Raw genomic sequence first — 12,317 nt, forward strand, 5'->3', positions numbered from 1 at the left:
ATGGAAAAATAAAAATAAGGTCAGGACTACCTGATTACCCTACGGCCCCCGGATATCCAACTATAAAAAACGAACGGATAGCGGGGGCCACTTTGTATCTGTTTTCTGCAATCCATAAGTACTTGAGCAAGCGCAAATATTCACTTTCACGAAACTGTGATGCGCCACCCGCTATTGCCACCTTTCCTAACTTCATCACCCTTTGCAAGTCAGCATTTAGTCAGTAGACTGCCTGCAACTGATCAAGATTAAGGATTCTATGTATGAGTATTTGGTTCAGGCCTGTCACGCTTGAAGACTGCGCCCGGCTGGATAACGGCATCAGTGGCAAAGGGACTTTGATGAAAACTCTGGGGATAGAGGTCACCGAAATCGGTGATGATTATATGGTAGCGACCATGTCTGCTGGACCGCACCTGCATAATCCTCTGGGTATAGTGCACGGTGGTGCCAACGTAGTGCTGGCTGAGACTATTGCCAGTTACGCAGCCAATTTTGCAGTGGACTTTGAGAACTTTTACTGCGTTGGTCAGGAGATCAACGCCAATCACCTTAAGGCGTCCCGCAATGGGGTGTTAAAGGCGATAACCACTCCTGTTCATTTGGGCAAGCGCAGTTCAGTGTGGGAAGTGAAGATCTACAACAGTGCCGGAGAGATGACCTGTATCTCCCGTATGACGGCAGCTGTGGTGGCCAGAGCCAAGAGCTGAGTCAGAATGATAAAAACAAAAAGCCCGCCGCATGCGGGCTTTTTGTTTCTGAACCTTTTGGTTTTGTTTTGTAGATAAGGATAATCTTAATTAATCGGTTTAGTTTATCCTGAAAGCCTCTATGCTTAAGCTTTTCCCACTGGATAGGAGAGGTGCTATGGCATCTGTTTACGACTTGATTGAAGACTGGGTGCAACGCCAGGCAATCGTGTGAATATCAAAGGCTCAGGCATATACCAGAGTCGCTGCCCCCAGTACGGCAAAAAGCAGGGCACAACCACGGCGTATCCAATCCAGCGGCAGTTTCTCTGCGCTGAAGTCACCCAACCAGATCACTGGTACATTGGCCAGCAGCATGCCTACTGTGGTTCCGGTCACGACCATCAGCAGATCATCGTAACGGGCTGACAGCACCAGGGTCGCGATTTGGGTTTTGTCCCCAATCTCAGCGAAAAAGAACAGAATGCAGGTGGCGATAAAGGGACCGAACCTGTAGAACCGACTTTCTTCCTCGTCGGCTTTGTCCGGCACCAATACCCATAGGGCAATGGCAAAGAAGGAGGCGGAAATCAGCCAACTGCCAAGTTGTGGCGATACCCATTCCATTGCCCATTGGCCTAGCCAGGCTGCCGCAAAGTGGTTCAGAACTGTGGCTACCAGAATACCGGAGACAATGGCGGTTTTGTTTTTAAAGCGGGCAGCCAGTAGTAGCGCCAGCAATTGGGTTTTATCACCGATTTCCGCAACGGCGACGGCAAGTGTCGAGGCCAGAAAAGCTTCCAATTGAAATCTCCCGAAGAGCAGTGCGGGTGGAGTGAAACCTGAGGAAAACAGGGAATTCAGACGCACGAGCACCGCTCCATTTAATGATATGGATTACGGTACTCAGGTCTTGCCAGGTTAGCTAAGCAGGCTTAAGCATGCAGTTAACTGTGAGCACCATGGCGTGATGTGGGTGCTGCGCACCTTGCCAAGTCTGTTGATACTCACCCCTATGTTGACCCAGATATTCATTCTGTTCTCAACGTCAGGCGGCTACTCCCCCGAGGACGTCGTCATTCTAATGATTTCTGTCCGATTTTCAATCACTCACGCTAGGCTTACTTCATATTTTTCTGTTTCTTCGAAATAGAGCTTCTTGCTCTATTGTGCAGAACATAAGCCTCTGATAATGTCCGCTGAAGTGAAATACAATCTAATGCAAATAGAGTGATGTACCTTACGATGATCAAGTTGCGATTTAGCCAGCCCCGGTGGCCGGCCTAATTCCAAAAGGAATCAAGCACAGCCATTGGGGCCTTACCTTTCGACCGTCAGAGTTGGAATGGTGTAGTAGGCTGAGCAAGTGATTCCGGATTGTCCCCATTCGAATTATCACACTTCTGAAAACCCAGGTTTTCCCCCTCAAAAACTCTCCTGTACCCAGTTCTGAACCTGACCTGCTGCGTCCGGTTTTTCGGCGCGATTAAATACAAAAATAAACAATAACAGGACAAATTCGTGAGTTTAAAAATACTGGGTTCTATTGCCATAGTGGCAGGCACCGCTATCGGTGCGGGTATGTTGGCCTTACCTCTGGCGACAGCAGCTTTAGGCTTCTGGCAAGCAACTGTACTGATGCTGGTTATCTGGGCACTGGCGACATACACCTCTTTGCTGATGCTTGAGATCAACTTGAAATCCGGTGTCGGGGATAACCTCTTTGTGATTACCGGAAAGCTACTGGGTAAAAAAGGCCAGTTTATCCAAAGTGCCTCCTTCACCTGTTTGCTGTTTGCGCTGACGGCGGCCTATTTAACAGGAGGCTCTTCGCTGTTGTCTCTTAAAGCGCAAACTCTGTTGAATATTGAATTTAGTCATACTGCAGCTGTGTTGTTGTTTACCGGTATCCTCGGTGGATTCGCTGCTATGGGAGTCGCCTGGGTAGACAAGGTGTCGAGACTGCTGTTTTCTTTGATGGTTGTGGCGCTGGCGCTTGTGCTTATGTTCCTGCTACCGGAAGTCAGTCCTGCACAGGTGATGACTCAAGCTGTCACAGATAATCCGGAAAATGCCTGGTTGGCCGCGATTCCCGTCGTATTTACGTCGTTCGGCTTTCATGTGTGTATTGCTACTCTGGTTCGTTACCTCGACGGTGATGCCAAAGCGTTGCGCAAGGTTTTGCTGATAGGCTCTACCATTCCCCTTGCCTGTTATATCTTGTGGTTAATGGCGACGTTGGGAACACTCGGTGGCCCGGCAATTCATGGGCTTGAAGGCTCTCTTCCCAAACTGGTTACCGCGCTGCAGACAATAGTGGCGAGCGATATCATCAGCAAAGCGGTTTCACTATTCGCAGATCTGGCATTGATCACCTCCTTCCTGGGGGTGACTCTGAGCCTGTACGATTTTCTGGCTGAGCTGACAAGAACGGCCAACACCTTTATTGGGCGTTTGCAAACCTGGCTGATTACCTTTATTCCGCCTTTATTGTGTGCGCTTTTCTACCCCGATGGTTTCATCGCAGTATTGGGTTTTGCCGCTGTGCCTCTGGTTTTCATCATAGTGTTTTTGCCGATCGCCATGGCACTACAGCAGCGTCACTCCCAGTCTTCCGGTTATCAGGTAGCAGGTGGAAAAGCCGGGTTTATGCTGGCTGCATTCAGTGGTCTGGCTATTGTGTTCGCTCAGTTGTGGGTGGCGTTGTAAGAACACCTAAGGGAGCGTCAAACCTAGCTGAATTAAAGGCTTCGGCGATGACGCCTCCCTGACTTGTATGGTACCTCTGCTCGCCCGGTTCAGCGGCGTTCCCTTGTGCGCTTCAGTAGGCTCTGATAATGTCCGCTGAGGTCAAATTTTTAGAGTAAGCAGAGATATATCTCGTGCCGGGGGCATTGTGACTTCGACAGAACCCCTGGCCCGGTTAGTTTATGGCGACGTTTGAACAGATAACGCCTGAACCTTGCTCCCGCGTTTAATCCGCTTCAGGAAGCTGATGATTTCCTTTTGCGCTCTCACCGCTTACCGTTGTTCTGAATCTGACTCTCTGCTGCCCGGTAAATCTGTGGCTATGTAAAACAAGAATAATGAGATAACAGGACATATTTGTGATTTTAAAGACTCTGGGTTCTATCGCCATTGTGGCTGGGACGGCCATTGGTGCCGGTATGTTGGCTTTGCCTTTGGCCACTGCTGCGTTGGGGTTCTGGCAAGCCCTGATGTTAATGCTGATTATATGGGGACTGTCGGCATATACCGCCTTGCTGATGTTGGAGATTAATCTCAAGTCAGGTGTCGGTGAGAACGTCCACGTCATTACCGGTAAATTGTTGGGGAAAAAAGGACAGTTTATCCAGGGGGCCTCGTTTCTCAGTCTGCTGTTTGCGTTGACTGCGGCTTATCTGACTGGGGGCTCTTCTCTACTCACGCTAAAAGCTCAGTCTATGCTGGATATGGAGCTGAGCCATACCACTGCTGTATTGCTGTTTACGCTTATCCTGGGAGGATTCGCGGCTCTGGGAGTGGCCTGGGTCGACAAGGTGTCCCGTTTGCTGTTCTCTCTGATGGTTGTCGCTTTGGTGATTGTTGTCGTGTTTCTGGTGCCTGAAGTGAGTCCGACTCAGATGATGCTGCAGGCAGTCGCTGAGGAGCCTGCTGGTATATGGATGGCAGCCATCCCTGTGGTGTTCACCTCATTTGGTTTCCATGTATGTATCGCGACTCTGGTGCGCTATCTGGATGGTGATACCAAGGTCCTGCGTAAAGTACTCTTGATAGGTTCTACTATCCCGCTGGCCTGTTACATCCTTTGGTTGATGGTGACCCTGGGCACAGTAGGCGGTCCTGAAATCAACTCTTTCAATGGTTCTTTGGCGGAGTTGGTTACTGCATTGAAGGCGATTGTGGAGAGTGACTTTATCAGTAAGGCGGTATCTCTGTTTGCTGACCTGGCGCTGATCACTTCCTTCCTGGGCGTGACCCTGAGCCTGTATGACTTCGTCGCTGAGCTGACCCGCGCCGCCCAGACTGTGGCCGGCCGTATTCAAACCTGGTTAATTACCTTTATTCCACCTCTGTTGTGTGCGCTTTTCTACCCTGACGGTTTTGTGGCTGTACTCGGTTTTGCCGCAGTGCCACTGGTGGTAATGATTATCTTTCTGCCTATTGCCATGGTATTGCGTCAGCGGCAAACACAGCCTCAGGGATATCAGGTGTCAGGTGGAAGAGCGGCACTGGCAGTGTCAGGCGCCGCCGGCACAATGATAGTGTTTGCCCAACTTTGGGTGGCGCTGTGATGTAGCCTTCAGTGGTGCTTTTGTAACGCATCATGTCGACAGAGTTGGCAAAAAAGTGACATGTGATAAAGTCGGGTTCCAGTTGGCCCGACTTTTTGTTTCTGCCCGGCACAAAAATGACTAATGGGCGGGATGGCCACCCACATAAGCAAATACATATATGGACATAAGATCATGAAAAAATGGTTACTAACGGCTGCGGTGGCCACTGCCTTTACCGCCCAGGCCGATGAGGGGATGTGGCAGCCACACCAGTTGCCTGATATGGCTGCAGAGCTGAAGGCCAAGGGCCTTGAGATAGATGTAAAGTCTATCTCTGAGCTGACTGAGTTTCCTATGAATGCGGTGATTAGCCTGGGGGGCTGTACCGCTTCTTTCGTATCGCCAAAAGGCCTGGTGGTGACCAATCATCACTGTGCCTACGGCGCTATTCAATATAACTCCACTGCTGACAATAACCTGCTGAAAGATGGCTTTCTGGCGCGCAAGATGTCAGATGAACTGCAGGCGACTCCTGGCTCCCGCATGTATGTCACTGAAGAGATCACCAATGTGACCGACAAGGTGACAGCCGGGCTGTCATCAAAGCAGGGCAATGATTTCTATAAAGAGGTAGAAGCTCGCGAAAAGACCTTGGTTGCTGAATGTGAGCAGGAAGGTGGTTATCGCTGTCAGGTATACAGCTTCCACCGTGGCCTCGAATATTATCTGGTGAAACAGTTGGAGATCCGCGATGTACGTCTGGTATACAACCCGGCGGGCAGTGTGGGCAAATATGGTGGTGACATCGACAACTGGATGTGGCCCCGTCATACCGGTGACTTCTCCTTCTATCGTGCCTATGTTGGGCCTGACGGAAAGCCAGCCGATTATAGTGAAGACAATGTACCATTTGAGCCGGACAGCTTCCTGAAGGTGTCAGCCAAAGGTGTTCAGGAAGGGGACTTTGTGATGGTTGCCGGTTATCCCGGCCGCACCAACAGATATCGCACCGCTGAAGAGGTGGAGAACCAGTTTGAATGGGTATATCCCAATGCCAAAGGACTGCGGGAAACCATCATGGATATCATCTATGAAGCCGCGCCGGAAGGTTCTGACGATCGCATTAAGTATGAGAGCGCGTTGGCGGGTCTGGCCAATTACGCCAAGAACTACACCTCAATGATTGAGTTTTATGGCAAGTCCTCCATGTTGGCAGACAAGGTTGCCATGGAGAAGGAACTGGCAGAGTGGATCAATGCCAACAGCGACCGTAAAAAGCTGTATGGTAAGGCGTTGACCGAGTTGAACCAGCTGATTGCCAAAGACAAGCAAACTCAGGAAAGAGACCTGATCCTCGGCTATATGGGTTACTCCCAGATGCTGAAGACGGCAGACAGTCTGTATCGTTTGGCCAATGAGAAGCAAAAGCCGGATATGGAGCGTGAACCTGGTTACCAGGAGCGGGATATGACTCGCTTTAAATCAGGTATGGAGCGCATCGACCGTCGTTATGCCGAGAGTGTGGATAAGGCGATTTTCCTGGAGATGCTGAGTCGTTATGCCCAGTTGCCTGCAGAGCAGCGTGTGCCCGGATTTGATAAGGCATTCGGCATTAAGGGCAAGTTCGATCAGGTCAGGCTTGAGAAGATGCTTAACAAAGCTTACGCCGCCACAAAGTTGGACGATAAAGCGACCCGACTGGCCTGGATGGACAAGTCTGTTGAGGAGTTTAAGCAGTCTGATGACCCCTTTATCAAGCTGGCAGTTGCTCGCTATGATGCCCGTCAGGCACTGGAAGCTGAGCGTAAACAGCTGGCAGGCGACCTGATGAAGGTTCGTCCTGTCTATATGGAAGCGATTATTGCCTTTAATGAAAGTCAGGGTAAGCCGGTTTATGCTGATGCCAACTCCAGTCTGCGTGTCACTGTTGGCCATGTTAAAGGTTATGCGCCGCAAGATGGTCTGTATGCTATCCCATTCACTCGTCTGGAAGGCATTCTGGCCAAGGACACAGGTGTTGACCCATTCGATGCACCCAAAAAGCAATTGGAGCTTATCGAGCAGAAACAGTATGGCGATTACTATATGCCTGCCATCGACTCAGTACCGGTAAACTTCCTGTCGACTCTGGATACCACTGGCGGTAACTCAGGTTCACCGGCTATGAATGGTCGTGCCGAGCTGGTGGGACTGCTGTTTGATGGTGTTTATGAGTCAATCATTGGCGACTGGAACTATGATGATCGAACCAATCGCTCTATTCAGGTGGACAGCCGTTATATGCTGTGGGTGATGGAGTATCTGGATAACGCTGACAACCTGTTGGAAGAGATGGTTATCGTTAAGTAATCCTGCTGTTTGGTTTTATAGACCAACAGCCAAAATTAATGCGGTCAGTTCACTATCTGTGAGCGGCCGCATTTTTCCTTCCTCAAGTTCAATCCCCTGAGCATCCATCAGACTCTGCCCCATAATTTCAATTCGTTTCAGGTCAATTACCCGGTAACCCAGTGCTTTGCACATGCGGCGAATTTGGCGGTTAAGACCCTGATTGAGGATGATTTCAAACCTGTTTGGGTCAAGCGCTCGACACTCACAGGGCAGGGTTGTGACTTCGCCGTAGCTGACACCGGCAGACATCATCTGAGTAAAAGTCTGGTCAAAAGGGCGATCGACTGTGACGTGATAGGTCTTGGTGTGACCAAAGTCCGGATGCATCAGGCGTTGTGTCAGATCACCATGATTAGTGAGCAGCAACAGCCCCCGGGAGTCCTTATCCAGTCTGCCTACTGGGTACAGCCGGGGCGAGTCTGGCAGTCGGTGAAGCAGGCTGGAGGGATCATGTGCCTGCAAACGGCAGTCAATCCCTACAGGTTTGTGGAAAAGCCAGCTGGTTTTAGGTTCAAAGCCGGGAATGGGCTGGTTGTCTACCATAAGCTCCTGCGGGCAGGACAGTGTCAGCCGGTCGGTGTGATTGGCTACCCGCCCCTGAAAACTGACCCGTCCCTCAGTAATAAGACGTTGGCACTGCCTGCGGGAGCCTACACCGCACTGGGCAAGATAGTGTGCCAATCTCAATTTACTCTCCCCTTAAATGCCTGAGCGACAGTGCCTGATAATCCTGGATCACAAGTTTACGCATATTCAACGCCAGCAGTACATCCCAGATTATCGACAATATGCACATGGCCCAGGAGTTAAGGGCGATAGAGCAGAAGTGGGGCTCAAGAACTTTGGGGCAGGGCTGCAGTTGCAGTGTCTTGAGGTCTACCTGCAGTAAAATCGCGAAGGTACCAAGAAACAGCAGAATGCTGACAATAGTCATTCCACGGGTGCAGTAGCGCTTGTGGGACAGCCAGCCCACTATGGTGATAATGCACAAAATGATGCAGCTGAACAGTACACTGGTTGACCAGAACCTGTGTTGCTCCAGATAGTTAAGTGGGTATATCCCAATAAGCAGAATTGACAGCCCCATCCAGCCACCGGTCATTGCCATCAGCTTGCTCAGATTATCCAATTTCAGCTGGTACAGGCCAAACATTCCCATCAGGGTACACATGCCATAAGACAGGGTGCTGCCATTAATGACATAGGCCATTTGCGACAGCCGATAGTCACCCAGTTGATTGGCTCTCAGGGCAAAGACTTTCAGTCCCATGCACAGATATTCATAACCTACAGTCAGCACCAGGCCTGCCGTGGCAACAAAGGCGCCGGTCAGCATAAGGAAAATGATCAGATGATGAAGATCGTACTGTCCCAGTGAGGGGGCAGGTCTGGCGTACATGGTGAAAAATTGACTGAATTTCGGGGGCGCTAATATTCATTAAGCTGTGCTCCGAGTCCAGTGCGCAGCTCACAAATTTGGCCAATATGGGGAAATCAGTCCAGAGTGGCGGCGATCAGGCGTCTGGCCATCATGGCAAGCCCAATCCCTGTCAGCATGGTGGCAAATGTATGGGTCCACATCAGCATGGCAAGATAACAAGGCTTGCCATCTTCACACAGTGAGGTTTGCCTGTTGGGTTCCAGCTCCCACAGCACCATCAGGCAACTGACAAAGCCGACCAGGCTGATAACCCCCAGCAATGGGGGGCAGATTTGAGGGCGGGCGAAACGGTACAGAAACAGCACGCCGAACATCAACATGGAACTGGAGATAAATGCGATGACGACCAGGTGATGGGCAGACTGATCGTTAAAGGGGTAAACGCCCAGCAGCATGATGGTGACCCCGCAAAGCATGCCCGACAGAGCCAACAGAGAGGTAAACCTGTCATACCGGACCAGATGCAGTCCATACATGGCCAGAACAAAGCAGGCTCCGGCAAGTAGCAGACAAACATTATAAATAAAGGCGAGGGGGGAGCGCAGGTAATCACCCAGAGCATCAACATGCAGACTGAAGATCCCCCAGCCCAGCTCCTGAAAGAAGGCGTACAGGGTCGCAGCCATGCCTAAGGCACAAATGCTGACCCCCACCAGACACATGTGAAAAATCAGTCTGTGGGGATCGTACTTTCCGTGGTGAATATCCTCATCTTTCGACATGAGGTTCCCTGTATTCAAGGCGCCGATACACAGCGCCATTGGTTTGTCAGCTACGTGGACGAACTATCACAATGGCGACTGCAACAACTGCCAGTACCATACCATACCAAGTGTAGCTTACTGCTTCTACAGGACTAATGGCGAAGGTGGAGGCGATTAGCAGAGCCTGCGCACCGTAAGGGATAAGACCCTGAATGATACAGGCGAAGATATCCAGGATACTGGCGGAGCGCTTGGGTGTTACGCCGTGTTTGGTCGCCAGGTCTTTGGCGATATCACCGCTTACCACAATCGCCACTGTATTATTGGCCACACACAGGTTAGTGGCGGCGGCAATACCAGCCATACCCAGCTCAGCGGCTCGACAGGAAGCTTCACCTTTTGCCTTGGAGAAGCGAGCGATCACTCTCTCGATCTGACGGCTAACAAAGGTCAGGCCACCCTGTTGCTGCATCAGCGCTGCCAGGCCGCCTACCAGCATGGACAGAATGAAGATCTCCTGCATGTTGGTGAAACCAGCGTAGATATCCTTACCAAAAGTGACCCAGCCATATTCGCCACCCAGCAGGCCGGTAGCGCCTGCCAGCACAATACCTATGGCCAGGACGACGAACACGTTCAATCCGGCAACCGCCAACACCAGAATGGTCAGGTATGGGATCACTTTAATCAGGTCGATCTCCTGAGCAGCCAGCTCAGCCTGTCCCTGACCGGCAAAGGTGAACAGTATCAGGGTTATCAATGCTGCAGGCAGTGCAAAGATCAGGTTTTCGCGGAACTTGTCTTTCATCTCACAGCCCTGAGTTCGGGTGGCTGCAATTGTGGTATCAGAGATGATGGACAGGTTGTCACCGAACAGGGCACCGGACATTACCGCACCAGCCATCAATGGCAGGCTGATATCAGCCTGTTCGGCTACGCCCAGTGCAATTGGCGCTACGGCAGCGATTGTGCCCATGGAGGTACCCATGGCGGTGGCAATAAAGGCGGCAATCACAAAGAAACCCGGCAGCAGCAGCTCAGAAGGGATCAGCGACAGACCCAGGGCAACTGTTGCATCAACACCACCAGTGACCTTGGCGACAGAGGCGAAGGCACCTGCCAACAGATAGATAAGACACATAGCGATAATATTGCTGTGGCCTATCCCTGCAATAAAGGTTTCAATGGCAGAGTTCAGCTTCTGTTTGGAGATAACCAACGCCAGCACGATAGCGGGCAGAATCGCCACTGGAGCAGGCAGTTGGTAGAACGCAAAGTCGGTTCCCAGGCTCTGGAAGTATAAACCGGCGCCAATAAACAGCGCGAGGAAAAGGAACAGGGGCAGCAGGGCGATAATGGAGCCCTGGTTGTTTGCCGTTTCTGGTGTCACTGGATGAGTCAAAGTTTTTCTCTCTTATTCTATTATCTATTTGTACCCTTTCCCTGTGAGGTACAAATCTTGGCTATATCCTGGCGGCATCAATTCCGGCCAAACGCTTGTTATAGAGCCGACTGATTTAATGAGGTTTGTCGGCTAAGTTAGCGCAAATATATTGAATAGATGGATGCCTGTCAATTTAGACGTCTAGATGTTTTTACTTCCGCTTTAAAAGTGTGATCCCGGATCCCGGTCCCAAAGTTTCCACCATCAAAGCAAACTGCCGGGCGCGATAGAAGACACCCAAAAGTATTAGATTTTTGTGATTTTATCTAAGGTTATGATATTTATGGATTAACTTGTGGCTATTGGCAGTAGTTTCAGCAGCTGTTGATGTAGCCAGGACAGTGCTGGGTCCTTCAGGCTATTGCGGTTCCACACCAGACTGTAACCCACCTTGCCATAGTCAAAGGGCAGGGTGGTTTGCAGCAGTCTGTTGGCCTGGGGGGCATTGTCTGCCCAGAGTTTGGAGCAGGTCAGCAGGTAATCTGTTTGGCTGCACAGGCTGGCAGCACCACCAAAGTCGGCCACGGTCAGGGCCACATCCCGGGCGTGAAAGGCCTGAGTGAGGTGCTGAATGAAGTAGGGCTCGGCCAGTTCGCGGTCATGGATGCCGATATGCCGGTATTGCAGATACCGCTCCAGTGTCAGCGGCTGGCTGGCTAATGGATGGTCCGGATTCATCAGGCACACCAGCTCATCTTTGATAACTGTCTTCCACACCAGATCTCTGTGCAATACCGGTGGCTGGGTAATATCGTGGGGCAGCAGCAAAAAATGCACCTCACCCCTAAGCAGGGCATCAAACCCCAATTGCTCCTTGGCAAAGATATTCAGGCTGACCGAACTGGCCAGTGACTGGCTGAGTCTGGAGATAGCCCCACTGAACAACTCCAGCGTGCTGGCGCGCATGGACAGGGAAAATTGTCCCACCCAGGTTTGTGGATTGAACTCTCCTTCGGCAATCAGGCCATTCACCCTGGCGAGAATGTCCTGCACCGATGGTGCCAGACTAATGGCATAGGGGGTGGGGGTCAGCTGATTGCCTTCCCGGTAGAAGAGCTCATCATCCAGCAGCTCCCTTAACTGCGACAGGGTTTTACTGATGCTGGATGGCGTCACACACAGGCGCTCTGCGGCCAGAGTGACACTCTGGGTGCGTAACATCAGTTGGAAAACCGCCAGGTGCTTCATACTGACGCGGGAGAGTGCAAGATAATTCATAGCCGGGATCTTTGAGCTTTATTCGGGATCTGTGAAAGCCTACCAGCAGATCGCGCGTCACTCTATCAGCAGTTGCTGAATTTGCGACTGTGATCTGTGCAGCGGATTTCCTTTTTGGAAAAGCCTTAATCCCGATAATTCACTGGGGAATTG

Annotated in this window: 10 protein-coding genes; 4 read left to right on the top strand and 6 right to left on the bottom strand. The window is 51.0% G+C overall.

Going from position 1 to position 12,317, the window contains the following annotated elements; genetic code table 11:
* Positions 1–263: 263 nt before the first annotated feature.
* The gene (locus L2725_RS01640) at positions 264–710 is read left to right on the top strand and encodes a PaaI family thioesterase (RefSeq protein WP_249247326.1); all 447 of its coding nucleotides are present in this window, start codon (positions 264–266) and stop codon (positions 708–710) included.
* 225 nt (positions 711–935) lie between these two features.
* On the opposite strand, the gene L2725_RS01645 is transcribed toward L2725_RS01640, so the two are convergent.
* Positions 936–1,493, bottom strand: coding sequence for a TMEM165/GDT1 family protein (locus L2725_RS01645; protein WP_249247327.1), 558 nt, complete (start codon positions 1,491–1,493; stop codon positions 936–938).
* 717 nt (positions 1,494–2,210) lie between these two features.
* Between L2725_RS01645 and L2725_RS01650 the strand changes: the two genes are divergently transcribed.
* From L2725_RS01650 to L2725_RS01660, 3 genes are all read left to right on the top strand, one after another.
* Positions 2,211–3,398, top strand: a complete 1,188-nt coding sequence (locus L2725_RS01650; protein WP_249247328.1) for an amino acid permease — start codon at positions 2,211–2,213, stop codon at positions 3,396–3,398.
* A 398-nt stretch (positions 3,399–3,796) separates the two neighbouring features.
* Positions 3,797–4,984, top strand: a complete 1,188-nt coding sequence (locus L2725_RS01655; RefSeq protein WP_249247329.1) for an aromatic amino acid transport family protein — start codon at positions 3,797–3,799, stop codon at positions 4,982–4,984.
* Between the two features lie 174 nt (positions 4,985–5,158).
* Entirely contained in the window at positions 5,159–7,315 is a 2,157-nt protein-coding gene (locus L2725_RS01660) for a S46 family peptidase (protein WP_249247330.1), read from the top strand.
* A 15-nt stretch (positions 7,316–7,330) separates the two neighbouring features.
* On the opposite strand, the gene L2725_RS01665 is transcribed toward L2725_RS01660, so the two are convergent.
* The 5 genes from L2725_RS01665 to L2725_RS01685 all read right to left on the bottom strand — a co-directional run bounded on the left by L2725_RS01665 (position 7,331) and on the right by L2725_RS01685 (position 12,164).
* Positions 7,331–8,044 carry an RNA pseudouridine synthase gene (locus L2725_RS01665; RefSeq protein ID WP_249247331.1) on the bottom strand — a complete coding sequence of 238 codons (714 nt, stop codon included), beginning with the start codon at positions 8,042–8,044 and terminating at the stop codon, positions 7,331–7,333.
* A gap of 1 nt (position 8,045) precedes the next feature.
* A complete protein-coding gene (locus L2725_RS01670) occupies positions 8,046–8,756 on the bottom strand; it encodes a DUF998 domain-containing protein (protein WP_248934143.1) in 711 nt (236 codons plus the stop codon).
* A 95-nt stretch (positions 8,757–8,851) separates the two neighbouring features.
* A complete protein-coding gene (locus tag L2725_RS01675; RefSeq protein WP_249247332.1) occupies positions 8,852–9,520 on the bottom strand; it encodes a hypothetical protein in 669 nt (222 codons plus the stop codon).
* Positions 9,521–9,566: 46 nt separating this feature from the next.
* Complete coding sequence (locus L2725_RS01680; protein ID WP_249247333.1) at positions 9,567–10,904, bottom strand: Na+/H+ antiporter NhaC family protein; 1,338 nt, start codon at positions 10,902–10,904, stop codon at positions 9,567–9,569.
* 330 nt (positions 10,905–11,234) lie between these two features.
* Entirely contained in the window at positions 11,235–12,164 is a 930-nt protein-coding gene (locus L2725_RS01685; RefSeq protein WP_249247335.1) for a LysR family transcriptional regulator, read from the bottom strand.
* Between the last annotated feature and the right edge of the window lie 153 nt (positions 12,165–12,317).

The sequence above is a fragment of the Shewanella corallii genome, assembly GCF_023349125.1.
GTDB classification, from domain to species: Bacteria; Pseudomonadota; Gammaproteobacteria; order Enterobacterales; family Shewanellaceae; genus Shewanella; species Shewanella corallii.